The following is a 21,341-nucleotide window of genomic DNA, read 5'->3' as shown; positions in this document are numbered from 1 at the left end:
TCGGCCGATCGGCAAACCTGCAAACCTGCAAACCGACCAATTGACCAACCGGCCAATCCCGCCCCCCGACCTCGTCATCCAAACGGTCGATCGCCCGACCGTTTGAGCGGCCGGCCGATCGACCGACTGAACGCCGCCCGTCCGATTCCGCCGCCGCGTCCCCGCCTGGGCCGACATCCGTCAAATCCCTGTCAGGACTTGCCCGCCCGAGCCCCCACCTAGGGAATACCCGCCTGCGCCCCTCTGTCCCCACGCCGATAAACAGGCATTCGTCCCCAAGCATCAACCGCTCCACGATACCCACCATGCGCTCTCTTTCACTGAACCAAAAGCTCACGTCGATGATCGTCATTCTCTGGATCGGCCTGCTGCTGATCGGAGCGACGGGAGCATGGCAGAACCGCTCGTCGATGATCACGGACCGACGCGAGCAGCTCGGGTATCTGACCGAGCAGGCATACAGCGTCAGCGATCATTTCTACAAGCTGTCCCAGCAGAACGCGATGCCCGAGGCCGACGCGAAGCGCGCGGCGCTCGAAGCGATCGCCGCCATGCGTTACGGCAAGGACGGCTATCTGTCGGTCAACGATTCGAAGCCCGTCGTCGTCATGCATCCGATCAAGCCGGAACTGAACGGCAAGGACGTGTCCGGCTTCACCGATCCGGGCGGCAAGCATCTGTTCGTCGAGATCGTCAAGGCGGGCAACACGCAAGGCGGCCTCGGCTTCGTCAACTACATGTGGCCGAAGCCCGGCGCCGACAAGCCGATCGACAAGACGAGCGCCGTGCGCCATTTCGCGCCGTGGGACTGGTACATCGTGACCGGCATGTACATGGACGACCTGCAGGCCGCCGTGCTCGCGAGCACCGCCCGCTGGCTCGCGATGACGGTCGTGCTCGGCGTCGCCGCGACGATCCTGATGGGGCTCGTGGTGCGCAGCGTGCGCAGCAGCCTAGGCGGCGATCTCGAAGCGGCCGTGGCCACCGCGCAGCGGATCGCGCAGGGCGACCTGACCGCGCCCGTCGACATCCGACACGACGACCGCAAGAGCCTCCTGCACGCGCTGCACATGATGCAGACGGCGCTCATCGACATGGTGTCGCGCGTGCGGCTCGGCACCGAGAACATCAACGTCGGCGCGTCCGAGATCGCGGCCGGCAACACGGACCTGTCGCAGCGCACCGAGCAGCAGGCGGCCGCGCTCGTCGAGACCGCGTCGAGCATGGACGAGATGACGACGAACGTGAAGCATAACGCGGACAGCGCGTCGCAGGCGGCCGACCTCGCCGACCAGGCGGCGCAGGTCGCGACGCGCGGCAGCACGGTCGTCGACGACGTCGTGCGCACGATGGAGGAAATCACCGACGCGTCGCGCAAGATCGGCGACATCATCGGCGTGATCGACGGCATCGCGTTCCAGACCAACATCCTCGCGCTGAACGCGGCCGTCGAGGCCGCGCGCGCGGGCGAGCAGGGGCGCGGCTTCGCGGTCGTCGCGGGCGAGGTGCGCACGCTCGCGCAGCGCAGCGCGACGGCCGCGAAGGAAATCAAGTCGCTGATCGAGACGTCGAACACGACGGTCGAGCACGGCGCGACGCTCGTCACGCGCGCGGGCGCGACGATGACGGAAATCGTGCAATCGGTGAGGCGCGTGAACGAGATCCTCGAGGAGATCAGCCACGCGTCGCGCGAACAAAGCGCGGGCATCGATCAGGTGAATCGCGCGGTCGGCGAGATGGACCAGGTCACGCAGCAGAACGCCGCGCTCGTCGAGCAGGCCGCCGCCGCCGCGCATTCGCTGAAGGACCAGGCTGACGCGCTGCGCTCGACGGTCGCGCAGTTCGCGCTGCCCGCCTGAGCGGGCCCGGCGCGCGCAACGCAGCGGCGCAGCCGCGCCGTTTTCTGTCTCGTTTCGCGCCCCGTTTCCTGCCCCGCTTCCCGCCGTTTCCCTATCTCCGCCCCGAATCCTCGGTTGTCCGCCGGGGCTCCTCCCCGGCGTGCGCAGCGCCCGGCTTTCCCGCCGCCGCGTCGTTTTCTCGCCGGGCGATCTCGCCCCCGCTGATCGGCATATCCGCGCGCGGCATTCTCGACGTTCGCCGTCCGCCGCGCGCCATCGCGCCGCCGGCGCGCGGCGGCCGAGCGGTCGCCCGCGCCGGCCCGCAGCAGCGACGGCCGCGATGGGCGGGCCGCCGCCCGCCGCGATGCCGGGCCCCGTTCTCCCGCCCTTTCCCCTCTTCTTGCCTGGACCTCCTCGCGGCGATCGCCGTCGACGCCCTTCGCGCCGTTCGCCGGCGTCGTCCGCCGGTTCTCCGCCAACCCCGCGCAGCGCGCCCGGGTGCGCCGCAGCGCCGCACGCCGCGCATGCTTCGATCGCCGCCGTCCCACCCGCGCCGGCTCCGGCGCCACTCGCGCCCGCCCCGAAGATTTGTCAGATCTTTACACGATTTGACCGCCGATCCAGACGAAATCATTACTCATTCATTACAATTCCATCTTCGGGACGCGATCCGCCGTCCCGCCCAGCGATAGCCAGCCCATGCGCCTGAACAAAAAACCGAAGCCGTCCGATCCTTACGTCGCCGTCGCGAAAAGCCCGATGCTGTCGTCGAGCCTGCCGATGTGGCGCTCGAAATTCATCGTGATCCTCGTGTTCATCGCGTTCGGCACGCTGATCGCCCGCGCGTTCTGGGTGCAGATCGCGAACCAGGATTTCTACGTCGGCCAAGGCCAGAAGCGCTATCAGCGCACGATCGAGCTCGGCGCGATGCGCGGCAGCATCGTCGATCGCAACGGCGCGCTTCTCGCCGTGAGCCTCACGACCTATGAAATCTGGGCGAATCCGAAACAGGTCGACGAGGTCGCGTACGCGCCGCTCGCGAAGCTGCTCGACATGCCGCTTGCCGAGGTGCGGCGGCGTCTCACGGGCGACCGCTCGTTCGTGCTGCTCAAGCGCCAGGTCGACCCCGAAACGGCCGCCCGCATCGAAAAGCTCGATATCGACGGCGTCACGCAGATCGCCGATTCGAAGCGCTTCTACCCGGAAGGCGAATCGGCCGCGCACGTCGTCGGCTTCACGAACGTCGAGGATCGCGGGCAGGAAGGCGTCGAGCTCGCCGCGAACGGGCGGCTGTCCGGCACCGCCGGCCAGCGCCAGGTGATCCGCGACCGGCTCGGCCGGATCGTCTCCGACACCGGCCCGCTCGTGCCCGCGCAGCACGGCGCGACGATCGAGCTGACGATCGACCGCCGGATTCAGCAGCTCGCGTACGCGCAGCTCAAGTCGACGATCATCGCGAACAACGCGCAGGCAGGCAGCGTCGTCGTGCTCGACGCGCAGAACGGCGAAATCCTCGCGCTCGCGAACTATCCGACGTTCGATCCGAACGATCGCGCGCGCCTGACGGGCCAGCAGTTGCGCAACCGCGCGGTGATCGACACGTTCGAGCCGGGCTCCACGATCAAGCCGGTCGTCGTCGCGCTGTCGATCGACGCGGGCAAGGTGCGGCCGCAGACCATCATCGATACCTCGCCGGGCTCGTACAAGATCGGCCCGAACGTGATTCACGACACATCGAACCACGGCGCGATCACGGTGGCGCAGGCGCTGCAGATGTCGAGCAACATCGCGCTCGCGAAGCTCGCGCTGAACCTGCCCGCCGAGACGATCTGGAACAAATACCAGGAATACGGCATCGGCCGCGCGCCGGAGCTGACGTTCCCCGGCGTCGCGTCCGGGCGGCTGCGCCCGTACAAGCGCTGGCGGCCGATCGAGCAGGCGACGATGGCGTACGGCTACGGGCTGTCCGCGTCGCTGCTGCAGATCGCGCAGGTCTACACCGCGTATGCGGGCGACGGCACGATCCATCCGGTGTCGCTGCTGAAATCGAGCGACGATCCGCATTCGGCCGATGCGCGCCGCGGCCATCGCGTGACGACGCCCGCCACCGCGGCGGCGATCCGCTCGATGCTCGAGATGGCGGTCGGCCAGGGCGGCACCGGGCGCGCGGCGCGCGTCGACGGCTACCGCGTCGGCGGCAAGACCGGGACCGCGCGCAAGCAGGTCGGCGCGGCCTACGTGAAGGGCAAGTATCGTGCGCTGTTCGCCGGGATGGCGCCGATGAGCAATCCGCGCCTCATCATCGCGGTGATGATCGACGAGCCGGCCGCACGGAGCTATTACGGCGGCACGGTCGCGGGGCCGGTGTTCTCGTCGGTGATGAGCGGCTCGCTGCAACTGCTCGGCGTGCCGCCGGATGCGCCCATCGCCGCCGATAAGCCGGCCGGCGGCGCGGGCGGCGCGAAGCCGCAGGCGAAAGCGAGGACGTGACGGGGCGAAGGCGGCGGACGGCGATCGGTTCCCTGCGCTCGGCGCGCCGCCTTCGCCGTTCAACTTCAACTTCCACCTTTCTCTTCCTCTTCGTTCCGCCGCCCCCCTTCGCCCGCCCCGATCCCATTCTTCAGGATCGCCTCGCATTATTTGGAAACCCGCGACCCCGCCTCCTACAATCTGCCGCACGACATGCATGCCGTTGCGCGGCTCGCAAGGCCGCATCCATTGAAAACGGAGCACGAAGGAGACACTCATGGGATTGCGTTGGCTTCAAGCCGCCCTCGTCTGCACGAGTCTCGCCGCCGGTTTGTCGGCGGCGGCACCCGCGCGTGCGCAAGGCGCGGCCCCGGTGAAGATCGGCTTTGTCGTCAAGCAGCCCGACGACCCGTGGTTTCAGGACGAATGGCGCTTCGCCGAGCAGGCGGCGAAGGACAAGCACTTCACGCTCGTGAAGATCGCCGCGCCGAGCGGCGAGAAAGTGTCGACCGCGCTCGACAGCCTTGCCGCGCAAAAGGCGCAAGGCGTGATCATCTGCGCGCCCGACGTGAAGCTCGGTCCCGGCATCGCCGCGAAGGCGAAGCGCTACGGAATGAAGCTGATGTCGGTCGACGATCAACTCGTCGACGGGCGCGGCGCGCCGCTTGCCGACGTGCCGCACATGGGCATCTCCGCCTACCGGATCGGCCGGCAGGTCGGCGACGCGATCGCCGCCGAGGCGAAGCGGCGCGGCTGGAATCCGGCCGAGGTCGGCGTGCTGCGGCTCGCGTACGACCAGTTGCCGACCGCGCGCGAGCGCACGACGGGCGCGGTCGACGCGCTGAAGGCGGCCGGCTTTGCGGCCGCGAACGTCGTCGACGCGCCGGAGATGACGGCCGACACCGAAGGCGCGTTCAACGCCGCGAACATCGCGTTCACCAAGCACCGGAACTTCAGGCACTGGGTGGCGTTCGGATCGAATGACGACACGACGGTCGGCGCGGTGCGCGCGGGCGAAGGCCGCGGCATCGGCACGGACGACATGATCGCGGTCGGCATCAACGGCAGCCAGGTCGCGCTGAACGAATTCGCGAAACCGAAGCCGACGGGCTTTTTCGGCTCGATCCTGCTGAATCCGCGGCTGCACGGCTACGACACGTCGGTCAACATGTACGACTGGATCACGCAGAACCGGACGCCGCCGCCGCTCGTGCTGACCTCCGGCACGCTGATCACGCGCGCGAACGAGAAGACGGCGCGCGCGCAGCTCGGGCTGTGAGCGGCACCGCGCGGCAAGCGGCGCCGACATTGCTTTTCCAACCGGAGGAATGCGCATGACGACACCACGCACCACGCTGATCACGGGCGCCGCGGGCGGCATCGGCCAGGCGCTCGTGCGCCGCTTTCTTGCCGCGGGCGACCGTGTGCTCGCGCTCGACCGCGACCGCGCGGCGCTCGCCGCGTTCGTCGATGCGCTCGGCGGCGCGGCCGTCGCGCCCGTCGTCGACGACCTGACCGACGCCGCGCGCCTCGCGGACGCGCTCGCGAACGAGCGCGTCGACGTGCTCGTCGCGAACGCGGGCACCGCCGCATCGGCGACGCTGCGCGCGACGACGAGCGCGTCGTGGCGCGCGGATCTGGACGCGAACCTGACCGCGACCTATGTGAGCGTCGAGGCCGTGCTCGCCGGCATGCGCGCGCGCCGCCGCGGCGCGATCACGATCGTCGGCTCGGTCAACGGCGTCGCCGCGCTCGGCCACCCCGCCTATAGCGCGGCGAAGGCGGGACTCATCAGTTATGCGAAATCGCTCGCGATCGAATACGGGCGCGACGGCGTGCGCGCGAACGTCGTGTGCCCGGGCACCGTGAAGACGCCCGCGTGGGAAGCGCGCGTGCGGCAAAACCCGCAGGTGTTCGAGCAATTGAAGAAGTGGTATCCGCTCGACGATTTCGCGACGCCCGACGATGTCGCGAACGCCGCGCTGTTCCTCTCGTCGGACGCGGCGCGCGCGATCACCGGCGCGATGCTGCCCGTCGACGGCGGGCTGCTCGCCGGCAACCGCGTGATGGCGCAGGAGCTGACGCTCGAGTCGTTCTATTGACGGTGCGCCGCGCGCCGCCCGCTTGCCGCGCGGCGGCGCGCGCCCCGCGGCGTCCGATCAGTGCGCGCCCGCCCGCCGCGCTCGGCGCTCATCGGCCCCCATCCGCGCGAGCACGTGCTCGGTCATCCCGCGCGCGAGCTCGGTTTCGCTGACGAACACGTCGCCCATCCCTTCGCTCGCGAGCAGCGCCGCTTCATCGTCGCTGTTCGTGCAGAGCGCGACCTCGATCCCCGGATTCAGCGTGCGCGCGATCTCGACGATCTGCCGCACGTCGAACACGTCCGGCAGCGTGACGACGACCATCCCCGCCCGCGCGACGTGCGCCTGCACGAGCACGATCGGCTCGATCGCGTCGCCGGACACCGCCGCGACGCCGTCCGCGCGCAGTTTCTCGACCGTCTCGCGATTCTGCTCGACGACGACATACGCGATCCCGCGCGCGTCGAGCGCGTGCGCGATCCGCGTGCCGACGCGCCCGTAGCCGACGATCACGACCTGCCCCGTCAGATGCGCCTGCGGCGTCGACATCGGCAGCGCCGCGAGCGGATCGTTGCGCGATTCGAGCCGGCGCGCGAACGCCGAGTGCTTGCGGACCCAGGCGAGCGCCGGATCGATCGCCGCGAACAGCAGCGTGTTCAGCGCGATCGACAGCAGCGCGACCGCGAGAATGAGGCTCTGCCCTTCGGCCGACAGCAGCCCGAGCCCGCGCCCGAGGCTCGCGAGGATGAACGAGAACTCGCCGATCTGCGCGAGGCCCGCGCCGACCGTGAGCGCGGTGTTCAGCGGATAGCGGAACGCGAGCACGAGCGCGACCGCCGCGAGCGTCTTGCCGATGACGACGATCGCGGCGACTTCGATCACATGCAGCGGCTCGTCGATCAGCACGCGCGGATCGAACAGCATGCCGACCGAGATGAAAAAGAGAACCGAGAACGCGTCGCGCAACGGCAGCGTCTCGTCGGCCGCGCGGCGGCTGAATTCCGACTCGCGCATCATCATCCCGGCGAAGAACGCGCCGAGCGCGAACGACACGTCGAACAGCTTCGCCGCGCCGAACGCGACGCCGACCGCGGCCGCGATCATGCAAAGCGTGAAAAGCTCGCGCGAGCCGGTGCGCGCGACGAGCCACAGAATGCGCGGAAACACGCGCTTGCCGACCACGAGCATCAGCGCGATGAACGCGGCCACCTTCAGCAGCGTGACGCCGAGCGCGCCCCACAGGCTGCCGAGCGCGTCGCCCGCATGCGAGCCCGCCCCGCCGAGCGCGGGCTCGCCGCCGAGAAGCCCCGCGAGCGGCGGCAGCAGCACGAGCACGAGCACCATCACGAGATCCTCGACGACGAGCCAGCCGACCGCAATCCGCCCGTTGACCGATTCGATGAGCCCGCGCCCCTCGAGCGCGCGCAGCAGCACGACCGTGCTCGCCACCGACAGCGCGAGGCCGAACACGAGCGCGGCGCCGACGCTCCAGCCCCACAGCAGCGCGAGCCCGGCGCCGAGCGCCGTCGCGACCGCGATCTGGACGATCGCGCCGGGCAGCGCGATCTTGCGCACCGCGAGCAGATCGCCGAGCGAGAAATGCAGGCCGACGCCGAACATCAGCAGCATCACGCCGATTTCGGCGAGTTGCTGCGCGAGCGCGAGATCGCCGACGAAGCCGGGCGTGCCGGGACCGATCACGATGCCGGCGAGCAAATAGCCGACGAGCGGCGGCATCTTCAGCAGCGACGCGAAGTAACCGAGGATCATCGCGAGGCCGAAACCGGCCGCGAGCAGTGCAATCAGGCTGACGTCATGAGGCATCCGCGCTCCATTGAATGTAACGTTTTCGTAAGAATTGAAGAATAAGGGATCGCGGCGACAAATGCGCGAACCGCCCCAAATTTGTTACGCGCGTTCGCGGGACAACACCGTGTGGGCAACGCATTGCCGAACGAATCCGGGCGAGCGGGCGGTCGGCGGCGCATGAATCTCGCTTGTTCGCTGCGTTCGATGCCGGCGCGCGCCGGGCGGGCATATCGGGCAATCGCCGCGCGCGCCGCTGCGTGACAGACGCGCGGCGCCGCCTCGCTTCGCGAAGATCCCGTCGACACCCGATTGGCGAACCGACAGGCAGCGACAGGAAAAAAGAATGACCCGGCGGCGTGCGATCGCCCGATCCGCCGCGCGGCCGCAGCGGCGCCGGAGGCCATCCGCCTCGGCGCGCTCCCGCATGAGTCCGCTCGCCCGAGACGGCTCACGCCGGAACCGACGCTGACCAGCCTTGCCGCCCGGCCGTCGATTCCGACGCCGCGTTGACCGCCGCCACGCCGACGCTCAACCGCGGCCGCCGCCATCCGCCCGACCGAATCCGAGCCGGCTCCTAATCCGGTTCAGTTCAATTTGTCATTGACTCAAATCAAATCTTGATCGGCTCATGTCGAATCAAAGATCTTTTTGTTGGAAACGATTCAGAAATAAAGTTCCGCCGCCGTTTCCGCGACCATCTGCCGCATCGGGTCGAACCCGTTCGATATCGAACCGCGCCTGCACCACGCAACGCCCTTTCCGCCTGGCTTCCCGGCCGGCGATCAAACGGCGCGGCGCGGCCGCCCTTCTCCGCCATTTTCCGAAGCGTCGATATTCCCGCCGTCGCATCAGGGGAAATCCCCACTCGAATCGGCTGGTGCCCGCCGGCCAAGCGATTATCATCGTTACATTGATCGATGTAATGGTTGGCCGCGAACGCCGGCCCGCAGCGCTTCTGCGCCGCGCACACGATCCCGCTTTCTCCAGCCACACGCGATACGAAACGGCCTCGCGCCGTTCGACGAACTCAAACCATAGGGAGGCATACATGGCAGTCGGCAAGCATCACCCGATCAAGGCGCGCCACGTCAAATTCGACTTCGGCGAAACGCCGCTCCAATGGATTCCGGGCGACCCGGCGAGCACGCACATCATCGACACGCTGAACCTGCTGTTCCCGGAAGGCGAGCTGTGGTTCTGCCGCGTGTACAACAAGGCGCTGCCGCTCATCGACGACCCCGTGCTGCATGCGGACGCCGACGGCTTCCTGCGCCAGGAAGCCGTGCACTCGCGCTCGCACCACGCGGTCGCCAAGCAGTGCTACGCGCGGCACGGCGTCGACACGCAGCCGTACACGCGGCGTCTGACCTGGCTCTTCGGCAAGGTGCTCGGCGAAGCGCCGCTCGGCCTGAAGATCGGCCGCACGCGCTTCTGGCTGCGCCAGCAGCTCGGCATCATCGCCGCGCTCGAGCATTTCTTCGCGTATCTCGGCCGCTGGGTGCTGAACGCGCGCGAGCTCGACGAAGCGCGGGCCGATCCGGCAATGCTCGACCTGCTGCGCTGGCATGGCGCGGAGGAGGTCGAGCACGGCACCGTCGCGTTCGACCTGCACCGCTACATGGGCGGCGGCTACTTCGGACGCGCGTTCCACATGCTGCTCGCGATCGCGCTGCTGGTCCTGTTCGTGTCGATGGGCTCGAAATTCATGTACACGCGCGATCCGAACGCGGGCCGCTATCCGGGGTTCGTGCGCGCATGGACGCGCGGTTCGCGCCGCAAACACCTGCCGTCGTTCTGGAAGACGATCGGCGCCGCGCTGCGCTACTTCAATCCGGCATACACGCCGCATGGCGAAGGCTCGACCGAGCTCGCGCTCGACTATCTCGCGCGCTCGCCCGCCGCGCAGGCCGCCGCCCACGGCGGCAACTGGGGCGCGAACAAGGCCACCTGAGCGAAACCGCGCGAACGCGCGGCGCAAGCGCCGCCGCTCGCGCGCCTCCATTCATCGATTTCGTTTGCCCACATCACGTCACCCATGATCCACATTCGCTTGAAACGGGCCTCGTTCCTGTTGCTGATCGGCGCGCAGGCCGTGAGCCTCGGCGCCGCGGCGGGCACGCTGTCGGGCACCGTCGTGTCGGCCGGCACGCCGCTCGCCGGCGCGATGGTCACCGTGTTCGACGCGGCGCAGGCGCGCCGCGACACCGTCTACACCGACCGCAACGGCCGCTACCGCATCACCGTCGACTTCGCGGGCGAGTTGCGCGTGCGCGCCCGCACGCCGTACTTCAAGGACGCCGCGCAGGACCTCGCGCTCGCGCCCGATGCGCGCAAGACACTCGATTTCTCGCTCACGCGGCAGACGGTGGCCGACGAGCTGTCCGCGAGCCTGCCCGCGTCCGCGCATCTGGCCGCGCTGCCGTGGAGCAGCCAGGACTCGCGCACGACGTTCATCAGCCAGTGCAACTACTGCCATCAGGTCGGCAACGCGCTCACGCGCACGCCGCGCGACGAAGCCGCGTGGGGCGCGACCGTGCGCCGGATGGAAGGCTACGCGGCGCTGCTGACGGACCGGCAGGCGCGCGACATCACGCACACGCTCTATCAGGGGATGGATGGGCGCGCGGTCACGGCGGTCGAGAAATACCTGTACGACGATCGGCTCGCGCCCGCGAAGATCCGGGAATGGGCCGCGGGCGACGGCCTCACGTTCATTCACGACGCGGACATCGGCTTCGACGATCATCTGTACGGCGCCGACGAAGGGCATGACAAGCTCTGGGAGCTCGACCGCAAGACCGGCAAGCTCACCGAGTGGAAGGAGCCCGACATCGATCTGCCCGTGGGCGGCATCTTCTCCGGCGTGCAGTTGCCGATCGGCGTGTTCAGCGGCAAGCACGGGCCGCACAGCCTCGCGCAGGCGGCCGACGGCCGGTTCTGGATCACGAATGCGCTGTCATCGACGCTCGCGTCGTTCGATCCGGTGACAAAGCGCTTCAAGCTCTATCCGATCGGCCACTCGCACCTGTATCCGCACACGATCCGCATCGATCGCGCGGGCATCGTCTGGTTCACGATCGTCGCGTCGAACGAGGTCGCGCGCTTCGATCCGAACACCGAGAAGTTCACGATCATCCACCTGCCCGACGGCGGCTTCTGGCGCGCGGTGTCGCACTATCTGTTTCCGCTCGTCGTGAAGATGGCCGCGTGGTTCCCGGGGCAGAACCTGCAGCTCGCGCTCACGCATCACAAGTGGGCGTTCCAGGGCCGCGACGCGTTCCCGTTCCCGTACGGAATCGACGTGAATCCGGTCGACGGCTCGATCTGGTATGCGAAGCTCTATGCGAACAAGATCGGCCGCATCGATCCGAAAACGCTCGCGGTGACCGAATTCGACACGCCGCTCCGCGGCCCGCGACGGCTGCGCTTCGATCCGCAGGGCAATCTGTGGATTCCGGCGTTCGACGACGGCGGGCTGATGAAATTCGATCCGCGCACGCACCGCTTCCAGACCTTCAAGCTGCCGCTCCTCGCGCACAACGAATACGAAGTGCCGTATGCGCTGAACGTGCATCCGAAGACGGGCGACGTGTGGATCACGTCGAACATGTCCGACCGGATCTTCCGCTTCGTGCCGAGCACGCAGACGTTCATCACGTATCCGCTGCCGACGCGCGTCACGTGGCTGCGCGACATGACGTTCACGCAGGACGGCGCGGTCTGCTCGAGCTCGTCGAACCTGCCCGCGTACGGGATCGAAGGCGGGCGCGCGTCGTTCATCTGCCTGTATCCGGACGGCGAGCACGGCGGCGGCGCGACGGCGAATGCGGCCGGCCGCGCGAACGCGAATGCGCACGCGGCCGCGAACGTCGCGCGGCCGCACGTCGCTTCCGCGCGCGAGGCGCCGCAGCGAAGCGCGCCGGCGCGCGCCGCCGCCGGCCGCGCGGCGTTCGCCCGCGCCGGATCGAATCGGGATGGCGTCATTCAAACCGCGGCCATCCAGGCCGGCGGCTCACGCGCCGATCGTTCGGCGCACTAAGCGGAGCTCCGTCATGAACATGCAAACGTTTCTGCTGTACCTGCTCATCACGGTGCTGATGGCGCCGCTGCTGATCGTCTACGGGTTGCCGTTCATCATCGTCGCGCGGGGGTTCGCGCGCATCGCCCGCGCGCGCATCGGCGATCGCCCGCGTCACGCGATCGCGTGCGCGATCGCGGCGGCGGGCATCGCGCCGTCGTATGACGCGTACCGCGCGCCGCTGCCGATCTATGCGCGCCGGCTGATCGACGGCGTGAGCGTCGACACCGGATTCATGCTCGCGTCGTTCGGCGTGACGTGGATCGTCGTGATGCTCGTCGCGCGGCTGTGCGTGCGGCGGCGCGCCGCGCCGGAGACAACGGGCGCGTGAGGCGTGGCGCGGCCGCGCGGGTCGGGCGGGCGCTGCGTTCGGCATGTCGCGAAAGCGCGGCGCGACGGCGCGCCCGGCGCGGACCGGAACGCCGCGCCGAGCGTCCGGCGTGCATTGCGCGCGATCGCGCTCGACCGGCGCCGGATGCGTGCGGCCGGCTTCGCCACCGGAGCCCGCGCGCCCGTCGGCGCGCAATCGCTCGTCAGTCCACGCCCGCGCAGGCGGCTTTGAGCGCGGCGACGTCGAACTTCCGCATGCGCAGCATCGCATCGGCGACGCGCGCGGCCTTCGCGGGGTCGGGGTCGGGGTTGGCCATCATCGCGATGAGATCGTCCGGCACGATTTGCCACGACACGCCGAATCGGTCTCTCAGCCATCCGCAATCGTCGGGCGCGCCGCCGTCGAGCAGCGCGCTCCAGTAGCGGTCGAGCTCCGCCTGAGCCGGGATGCGCGCGACGAGCGCCGTCTCGACGATCCCGACGCGCCGCGCTCGCATGGCACAATCGACGCAGCCTGTCGACCGTGGGAGAACATCGTGCGCGTACTCGTCATCGAAGACGACGCCGGCATCGCCGCCAACCTTTACGATTATCTGGAAAGCGCCGGTTACGAAGTCGACGCGGCGGCGAACGGCCCGGCCGGACTGCAGCTTGCGGCAACCCAGCCGTGGGATGCGATCCTTCTGGACCTGTCGCTGCCGGGCATGGACGGACTGACGCTGTGCCGCAAGCTGCGCGAGGAAATCCGCCGCGATACGCCGGTGCTGATGCTGACCGCCAGAGACACCTTGGACGACAAGCTCGCGGGCTTCGTCCACGGGGCCGACGATTACCTGGTCAAGCCGTTCTCGCTGAAGGAGGTCGCCGCGCGGCTCGGCGCGCTGATCAAGCGCTATCGGGGGCAAGTGACGCAGGCGGCGCTTTGCCGCGCCGACGTGCGCCTCGATCTGCAGACGCTGACGGTCGAGCGCGCCGGGCGGGCGGTCAAGATGCCGCCCAAATGCCTGCACCTGCTGCGCATCCTGATGCAGACACCCAATCGGGTCATCGGGCACGCGGAGCTCGAAGCCGAGATCTGGGGCGACGCCTTGCCGGACAGCGACACGCTGCGCGCGCATGTCTACACGCTGCGCCGAGCGCTCACGGCGCAAGGCGAACCGGATCTCATCGAGACGGTTCATGGGCTGGGCTACCGACTCGTAGCGGGTGACGACGATGCGTCGTAGCCTGCGCGTCAAGGTCGCGCTCTTTTTCTCCGGGCTGACGATCGTCCTGCTGATCGCCCAGGCGCTCGGCGTGAAGACGCTTGCGGAAGCCCAGGAAGAGAAACTGATCACCGCGCTGATTCACGACGATCTCGCCAACCTGGTGCGCTCCTACCGAGGCGATCCGGCGCTGATGCCGCCGTTCGACCCGCGCCTGAATGGCTACGTGTCGGCGGCGGACCGCCCGCAGTTCGCCCTTCCGGACTCGGTCAGGCAGCTCGCCGACGGCACGCACGAGATCATTCTCGAAGGGCGGGAGATTCACGTCGCGATCGTGCCGTTCGGCCCGAGCCGGATCTATCGCGTCTTCAACTTCAGCGCGTACGAACGGCGCTTCAAGCAGGTGATCAACGCGCTGATGGCGGGCACCGGGGTGTTTGCGCTGCTCACGATCTGGTGCGCGTTCTGGGTGTCGGGCCTGCTGGTCAGGCAGATCGCGGGGCTCGCGCAGCAGGTGAAAACCCTGCGCCTCGGCGGGGCCGAGTCGATCAATCCCGGCAAATACGACGAGGCGGAAGTCGCGGAGCTCGTCGACGCATTCAACGATTACCATCGGCGCATGGCGGAGATGGTCGAGCGCGAGAAGGCGTTCACCGGCAACGTCAGCCACGAACTGCGCACGCCGCTCACCGTGATCAAGACCAGTTGCGAGCTGCTCGAGCACGACGCATCGATCTCGGCGAAGTCGCGCGCGCGCGTGCGGCAAATCGAGCGCGCGGCTGACGGGATGAAGGACCTGGTCGACGCGCTGCTGCTGCTCGCGCGGGAAAAGTCGCCCGCCGACGTTGGCCCGATTCGTCTCGTCACCGCGATCGGCAACGCCCTCGATCCGGTCGCCGCGGCGCTGAAGGCCAAGGGCATCCAGCCCCGCATCGACGTCGCCCCCGATCTGCACGTCGAGGCCAACGGTTCAGTGCTCGGGCTCGTGCTGTCGAACCTGGTCGACAACGCGGTTCGCTACACGGGCCGCGGCCGCATCGATTTTTCCTTCGCGCACGGCTGGCTTCACATCGAAGACACGGGGCGCGGCATTGCGCCAAACGCATTGCCCCATGTCTTCGATCGCGGCTATCGCGCGAATTCGGCGGACCCCGCGGCACCGGGCTTCGGCATCGGCCTGTCGATCGTCAAGAAGATCTGCGACCGCCATGGATGGGCCATCCGGATCGACAGCGAACCCGATCGGGGCACCCGCGTGTCGCTGCGCCTGCCGCTCGCCAGCCCGCCGGACGTGAGCAGCCCTCGCAGCACCTCGGCATCGTCTTGACGAAAACTTCACAAGCGGCTGCGTAGCATGGGTTCATGGGCCTTCCCGCGTGTTTCCGGAAAGCGCATCCACCCTTTACGAAGGAGCCCGCCATGAAATCGCTTATCGCGACGCTCGTCGTCGCGTCGTCCGTCATGCTCCCGTCGCTTTCGTTCGCCGAGCAACCGCCCGGACTGACGCGCGCGCAGGTGCGCGCCCAACTGGTTTGCGCGGAGCAGCAGGGAATGATCCCGCAAGCCAAGCAAAACTATCCGTTCTCGGCGAAGCAGACGGGCGCGGCCTGCGACACGTCCGGCTCCGGGGCGGCCATGACCGGAAGCGCTCAAGCCGGGGCGCCGGCGTGGCAGCCGTCGGACCGGACGACGCTGTTCAGGCACCACTGAAACCGCCCGACGCATGCGGCATCGAGGCAGCCGTCATCGATGCCGCGCGCAGCGGTGACAGCGCCAGCCGACGCGGCGCTTTCCCGACGCCCCCCTCACCGCCGGTTGCCTGGCATTCGGGCCGAGAGCCTGCATGCCGGCCGCCGGCGCAACCCACCGAACGTCCGTATGCGCCGAGCGCTGCTCGTTGTCTGTGTCTGGCTGGCCGGCTGTGCGGCCTATCATCCCCGGCCGATCGCGCCGGCCGAGCTCGCCCGGCAGTTCGAGGCGCGCACGCTCGCGAGCGCCGAACTGCACGCATACCTCTGCCGTGCGCTCGGGCACGACGTCACGCCGTGGCCGCTGCCGGGCTGGAATCGCGAGATGCTCACGCTCGCGGCCTGGTATTACAGCCCGGCGCTCGACGTCGCGCGCGCGCAGTGGGGCACCGCGAGAGCCGCCATCGACGTCGCCGGGGCGATCCCGAACCCCGTGCTTCAGTTGCCGTTTCAGTGGGCCACGCCGAACCCCGGACCGGGCGCGCCGTTCACGACAGGCCTGGCCCTCGACATCCCGATCGAGACGGCGGGCAAGCGCGGCTACCGCATCGATCAGGCGTCGCGCCTATCGGAGGCCGCGCGCCTCGCGATCGGCAATCAGGCATGGAAAGTGCGTTCCCAGGTGCACGACGCGCTGCTGACCCTCCACGCGGCGCGCGAACGCGGTGCGCTGCTCGCGCACACGGTCGACGCCGAACAGCAGATCGTCGCGATGGTGACGAAGCGGCGATCGGTCGGCGAGAACGCCGGCCCGGACGTGGATGCGGCCGTCGTCGCCGCCACCCAGGCGCAGGCCGATCTTGCGGCGGCCAAAGCCGCCGAACAGGATGCGCGCGCTCAGCTTGCCGCGGCGATCGGCGTGCCGGCATCCGCGCTCGATGGCGTCCGGCTCGATTTCGACGGATTCGACGACATCCCGCCTCCGCCGCCCGCGGCCGACGCGCAGCGCGACGCGATCCTGCATCGGGCCGATCTGCTGGGCTCGCTCGCGGACTATGCGGCGGCCGAATCCGCGTTGCAGCTCGAGGTCGCGAAACAATACCCCGATATTCATTTAGGGCCGGGTTACACATACGACACCGGCACCCACAAGATCGGGTTCGGTCTGGCCGGCATCACGCTGCCGATCTTCGATCAGAACCAGGGCGGCATCGCCCTCGCGCAAGCGAAGCGCAAGGAGGCCGCCGCCCGCACCGCCGCGCTGCAGGACGCGATCCTGGGCGATCTGGCGCGCGCGCTGAACCGCTATCGGGCGAGCATCGCCGCACTGAAGCTGTCCGGCGCGCATCGGGCCGCCGCGCGCGGACAGCTGAACAGCCAGGCCGCCGGGTTCGCGGCGGGCGACGTGGACCGCCTGACGCTCACACGGGCGAAAGCCGATTACGAGGCGAGCGAGATCGCGTACCTGAACGCGATCGTGTCGGCCCATCAGGCGGCAGGCGCGCTCGAGGATGCGATGCAGCGCCCGTTGACGCCGGACACCCTGACGCCGGGAACCGGCGATGCGGCCCACTCCCCTCACGAGATCGCGCGATGAAACGTCGACTGCTCATTTGTTCCGCCGTCTCCGTGCTGCTGGTGGCGGGCGCCGGATGGTACGCCTATCGGGTCTACGCGCCGCCCGCCCCGGCATGGCCCGCGGCGACGCCGGCAATGCCCCGCTCCGCCGTGCAGACCGTCGACGGTGAAACGGTCGTCGTCGTGCCGCCGGACGAGCAGCGTGCCAGCCGCATCGAAATCACGCAGTTGGCCGCGACGACGATCCGCTCCGAGCGCACCGCATATGCAACGGTCATCGATCTTCAGCCGCTGTTCGACCTGAGCAACCGGCTCGCGACGGCGCTCGCGGATCGCGACAGCGCGCGCGAGCTGGCCGCGACATCGCGGGCGCAGTACGCGCGCAGCCGCGCGCTGTACGCGGACGACCGCAACATTTCGCAAAAGGCCCTTCAGGATGCGCAGGCGGCAGCGCAGGTGGCCCGTGCCAGGCTGCAGTCCGCGGATGCGACGCAAGGCGCATTGGCCGCGACGATGCGCCAGCAGTACGGCGCTGCATTGACGAATGCGGCGATGACACCTCATTCCGGGCTATTTCAGCGCCTGCTCACCGGCCAGACGGTGATCGTGCGCGTGACGTTGCCGTCCGACGACGGAGACGCCGCCCCCGAGCGCATGACCATCGACGGACCCGACGGCCGTCCGGTGCCCGTGCGCAAGCTCTCTGCCTCGCCGCAAGGCGATGCGGCCGTGCAGGGAATGCCGTGGCTCTATGCGGCCGAGCGCATGCTGCCCGTCGGCACGCGCACCAGCGCGCACGTGCCCGCGCCGAACGGCGGCGCATCCGCGCTCGTGATCCCCGAGCGCGCGGTGGTCTGGTATGGCGGACAGCCGTGGGCCTATGTGCGCACCGCGCCCGATCGCTTCACGCGCCGCGCCGTTGCGGCGGATTCCGCAGGCGGCCGGGGTTTCGTCGTGACGGCCGGCTTTCATGCCGGCGATTCGCTGGTGACGCAGGGGGCTCAATTGCTGCTGTCCGAGGAGCAAAAGCCGCAGGGCATCGCGACGGCTTGCAAGGACCCGCCCGAATGCGACGACTGAACTGAGCCCCGAGCCGGCCTTGCACGACACGCATCCGACAACTGCCCATGCTTCACGCGATCATCCGCTTCTCGCTGCGCTTTCGCGGCATCCTCTTTGCATTGGCCGCGCTGGCGGCCGGCTACGGCCTTTACACGCTGACGCGCGCGAAGCTCGACGTCTTCCCGGAGTTCGCGCCGCCGATGAGCATCGTGCAGACCGAAGCGCCGGGGTTGACCAGCGAGCAAGTCGAAACGCTCGTGACGCAGCCGGTCGAAAACGGGCTGGGCGGCATGGCCGGGCTGCGGTCGATGCGCTCGCGATCGATGCAGGGCCTGTCCTCGATCACGCTGGTGTTCGACGCTCACGCGAACGTGATGCAGATACGCCAGTTGGTGTCCGAGCGCGTGAATGCGCTGGCCGCGACGCTGCCGGCGGGCGTGCCGCCGCCGCGCCTGTTGCCGCTGACGACGACCACCAGCGTGGTCCGCACGATCGGCCTGACTTCCCGGACGCGCTCGCTGATGGACCTGTACGACCTGGCCCAGTGGACAATCCGGCCGCAGTTGCTGAGCGCCCCGGGAGTCGCCGACGCGATCGTGTTCGGCGGCGAGGCTCGGCAACTGCAGATTCAGGTCGATCCCGCCAAGCTGATGCGCTACGGCCTGTCCATCCAGGACGTGATCGCGGCGGCGCGCCGCTCGAGCGGCGTGCGCGGCGCCGGTTTCATCGAGAACGACAATCAGCGCATCGCGATCAATGCGGACGGTCAGGTCGCGACGCCCGAGCGCCTGGCCGGCGTCGTGCTGCGCTGGAGCAACGGCGTCGCCGTTCACCTGTCCGACGTCGCGGCCGTGGCCTGGGGCGGCGCGCCGGCGATGGGCGCGGCGTCGATCATGGGGCGGCCCGGCATCATGCTGGTGCTCGAAAGCCAGTACGGCGCGAACACGCTGGCCGTGACCCGCCATATCGACCAGACGCTCGCCGCGCTCGCGCCGATGCTGGCCAAGGAAGGCGTCGACTTGCAGCCGGACGTCTTTCGTCCGGCCAACTTCATCGACGCGTCGATCGGACACCTGCGTACCGCGCTGCTGGTCGGCGCGGCGCTCGTGGTCGCGGTGCTGTTTCTGTTCCTGCTCGATGTCCGGACCGCGATCATATCGGCGGTCGCGATCCCGCTGTCGTTGCTGGTCGCGATCATCGTGCTGACCTCGTTCGGCGTGAGCCTGAACACGATGACGTTGGGCGGCCTGGCGATCGCGCTGGGCGAGGTGGTCGACGATGCGATCATCGATGTCGAGAACATCTACCGGCGACTCCGCGAGAATCGCGCCCGGCCAACGCCGTTGCCCGCGTTTCGCGTGGTGCTGCGCGCGTCGCTCGAAGTGCGAAGCGCGGTGGTGTTCGCGACCTTCATCGTGATGCTGATCTTCCTGCCGGTATTGACGCTCTCGGGCGTGGCCGGCCGGCTCTTCGCGCCGCTAGGCATTGCGTACATTCTCGCGGTGCTGGCCTCGCTCGGCGTCGCGTTGACGCTCACGCCGGCGATGGCGCTTGCGTTGCTCACGCGCGGCGCGCTGCCGGAGCACGAGCCGCGCCTGATTTCAGGCATGAAGCGGCGCTACACGGCGCTATTGCTGAAGGTCGAGCAACGGGTGAAGGCCGTGGTGGCCGCGGCGGCACTGATGTGCGTCGCGGCGCTCGCCGCGCTGCCGTTCATGAGCGGCGGCTTCATCCCGGCGTTGCGCGAGGGGCACTATATCGTCCACATGGGACTCGCCCCGGGGACGTCGCTCGCCGAATCGATGCGCATCGGCGCGCAGGTCACGCAGGCGCTGATGCGGGTGCCTGGCGTGCGCCTGGTCGCGCAGCGTGTCGGGCGCGCCAACGAGGTGGTCGACCCGATGGGCGTGCAGCTGAGCGAATTCGAGGTCGATCTGAAGCCGATGGGCGCGTCCGGCCAGCGCGCGACCCTACACCGCATCCGGCAGTCGCTCGCGCGCTTCCCCGGCCTCACGACGTCGGTCAATACGTTCCTCGTCGAGCGGATCGACGAGACGATCTCGGGCGTGAGCGCGCCGGTCGTCGTCAACGTGTTCGGCGACGACCTCGACGTCATCGACCGCAAGGCGCAGGAGATCGCCCGCCTGCTCGGGACGATTCGCGGCGCGGCGAGCGTACACGTCGAATCGCCCCCCGGCATTCCCGAACTGGAAATCAGACTCGATCCCGATCAACTGAGCCGCTGGGGCTTTCGGCCGGCGGACGTGCTCGATGCAATCCAAAGCGCCTACCAGGGCGCCGCGGCATCGCAGGTCTATCATGGCATCCGTGCCTACGACGTCGTCGTCATTCTGTCGCCCGCCGTGCGCCGGAACCTCGCCGACGTGGGAGCGCTGACGCTGCGCAATCCGGACGGTCTCGCGGTGCCGTTGCGCGCGCTGGCGGCCATCCGTCAGGTGTCGGGCCGCTACCAGATCACCCATGACGGCGGCCGCCGCATGCAGACGGTTTCCGTGACCCTCGGCAGCCGCGTCGCGAGCGATTTCGCGAAGGAGGCGCAGGCGCGCGTGAATCGCGAGATCGCGATGCCGCGAGGCACCTATGCCGTGTTCTCCGGCGAGAGCGAAGCGCGCTTGCGGTCGCAGCGCGATCTGCTGATGTACGGCGCGATGTCCGCCGTCGGCATCGCACTGCTGCTGTTCCTCGCGATGAAGAGCCGTCGCGGCGTCGTGCTGGTGATGGTTAATCTGCCGTTCGCGCTCGTGGGAGGAGTCTTGAGCGTGGTGCTGACGGGCGGCGACCTGTCGCTGGGCAGCATGGTCGGTTTCGTCACGCTCTTCGGCATTTCGCTGCGCAACTCGATCATGCTGATCAGCCATTACGAACACCTCGTACACGTCGAAGGCATGCCGTGGGGAATCGATACCGCAGTGAGAGGCGCATCCGAACGGCTGGTCCCGATCCTGATGACCGCACTCGTGACCGCGCTTGCGCTGCTGCCGCTCGCGCTGACGAGCGGCGCCGCCGGCAACGAGATCGAGGGGCCGATGGCGATCGTCATCCTGGGCGGCCTGGTCACGTCGACCGCATTGAACCTGATCGTGCTGCCGGCGCTCGCGCTGCGGCACGGACGCTTCGAACCTGACGCGCCGGCCGAACCGCTCGCTGCGCCGTCCAACCAGTAGGCGATGCAGATTCGCGCT

General features: G+C 68.8%; 14 protein-coding genes and 1 pseudogene. 13 read left to right on the top strand and 2 right to left on the bottom strand.

Annotated features, from left to right (window positions below):
* Positions 1–305: 305 nt before the first annotated feature.
* The 4 genes from BTH_RS06140 (at position 306) to BTH_RS06125 (ending at position 6,409) form a co-directional block, all read left to right on the top strand.
* Positions 306–1,859 (top strand): methyl-accepting chemotaxis protein, encoded by a 1,554-nt coding sequence (locus tag BTH_RS06140; protein WP_025370262.1) that lies wholly within the window; start codon positions 306–308, stop codon positions 1,857–1,859.
* Between the two features lie 678 nt (positions 1,860–2,537).
* Positions 2,538–4,328, top strand: a complete 1,791-nt coding sequence (locus tag BTH_RS06135; RefSeq protein WP_009896750.1) for a peptidoglycan D,D-transpeptidase FtsI family protein — start codon at positions 2,538–2,540, stop codon at positions 4,326–4,328.
* Positions 4,329–4,584: 256 nt separating this feature from the next.
* Positions 4,585–5,586 (top strand): arabinose ABC transporter substrate-binding protein, encoded by a 1,002-nt coding sequence (locus BTH_RS06130; RefSeq protein WP_011401186.1) that lies wholly within the window; start codon positions 4,585–4,587, stop codon positions 5,584–5,586.
* A 49-nt stretch (positions 5,587–5,635) separates the two neighbouring features.
* Entirely contained in the window at positions 5,636–6,409 is a 774-nt protein-coding gene (locus BTH_RS06125) for an SDR family oxidoreductase (RefSeq protein ID WP_009896746.1), read from the top strand.
* Positions 6,410–6,466: 57 nt separating this feature from the next.
* On the opposite strand, the gene BTH_RS06120 is transcribed toward BTH_RS06125, so the two are convergent.
* Entirely contained in the window at positions 6,467–8,212 is a 1,746-nt protein-coding gene (locus tag BTH_RS06120) for a cation:proton antiporter (protein WP_009896744.1), read from the bottom strand.
* A gap of 1,033 nt (positions 8,213–9,245) precedes the next feature.
* On the opposite strand from BTH_RS06120, the gene BTH_RS06115 reads away from it, so the two are divergent.
* From BTH_RS06115 to BTH_RS06105, 3 genes are all read left to right on the top strand, one after another.
* Positions 9,246–10,148: a metal-dependent hydrolase gene (locus BTH_RS06115; RefSeq protein WP_009896742.1), complete on the top strand. Its 903-nt coding sequence runs from the start codon at positions 9,246–9,248 to the stop codon at positions 10,146–10,148.
* Positions 10,149–10,232: 84 nt separating this feature from the next.
* On the top strand, positions 10,233–12,236 hold the full coding sequence (locus BTH_RS06110) for a carboxypeptidase regulatory-like domain-containing protein (RefSeq protein ID WP_009896740.1): 2,004 nt from the start codon (positions 10,233–10,235) through the stop codon (positions 12,234–12,236).
* A 13-nt stretch (positions 12,237–12,249) separates the two neighbouring features.
* The gene (locus BTH_RS06105; protein ID WP_009896738.1) at positions 12,250–12,606 is read left to right on the top strand and encodes a hypothetical protein; all 357 of its coding nucleotides are present in this window, start codon (positions 12,250–12,252) and stop codon (positions 12,604–12,606) included.
* A gap of 202 nt (positions 12,607–12,808) precedes the next feature.
* Here the strand turns inward: BTH_RS06105 and BTH_RS06100 are convergent.
* A pseudogene (locus BTH_RS06100) lies at positions 12,809–13,045 on the bottom strand (VOC family protein); the annotation flags it as partial.
* 96 nt (positions 13,046–13,141) lie between these two features.
* Between BTH_RS06100 and BTH_RS06095 the strand changes: the two are divergent.
* The 6 genes from BTH_RS06095 (at position 13,142) to BTH_RS06070 (ending at position 21,323) form a co-directional block, all read left to right on the top strand.
* Positions 13,142–13,831 carry a response regulator transcription factor gene (locus tag BTH_RS06095; protein ID WP_009896734.1) on the top strand — a complete coding sequence of 230 codons (690 nt, stop codon included), beginning with the start codon at positions 13,142–13,144 and terminating at the stop codon, positions 13,829–13,831.
* Positions 13,821–15,137, top strand: coding sequence for a sensor histidine kinase (locus BTH_RS06090; RefSeq protein WP_011401183.1), 1,317 nt, complete (start codon positions 13,821–13,823; stop codon positions 15,135–15,137). Before BTH_RS06095 ends, BTH_RS06090 begins: the two co-directional genes overlap by 11 nt.
* 92 nt (positions 15,138–15,229) lie before the next feature.
* Complete coding sequence (locus BTH_RS06085; RefSeq protein WP_009896729.1) at positions 15,230–15,520, top strand: DUF4148 domain-containing protein; 291 nt, start codon at positions 15,230–15,232, stop codon at positions 15,518–15,520.
* A gap of 168 nt (positions 15,521–15,688) precedes the next feature.
* Entirely contained in the window at positions 15,689–17,095 is a 1,407-nt protein-coding gene (locus BTH_RS06080) for a TolC family protein (RefSeq protein WP_009896727.1), read from the top strand.
* Entirely contained in the window at positions 17,092–18,156 is a 1,065-nt protein-coding gene (locus BTH_RS06075) for a metal transporter (RefSeq protein WP_011401181.1), read from the top strand. The genes BTH_RS06080 and BTH_RS06075 overlap by 4 nt, the downstream gene beginning before the upstream one ends.
* 47 nt (positions 18,157–18,203) lie before the next feature.
* Positions 18,204–21,323: an efflux RND transporter permease subunit gene (locus tag BTH_RS06070; RefSeq protein ID WP_009896725.1), complete on the top strand. Its 3,120-nt coding sequence runs from the start codon at positions 18,204–18,206 to the stop codon at positions 21,321–21,323.
* Positions 21,324–21,341 lie beyond the last annotated feature (18 nt).

This window comes from Burkholderia thailandensis E264, from assembly GCF_000012365.1.
Classification (GTDB): Bacteria; Pseudomonadota; Gammaproteobacteria; order Burkholderiales; family Burkholderiaceae; genus Burkholderia; species Burkholderia thailandensis.
Note: the sequence above shows the minus strand (reverse complement) of the source record. Positions and strands in the feature narration are given on the sequence as shown.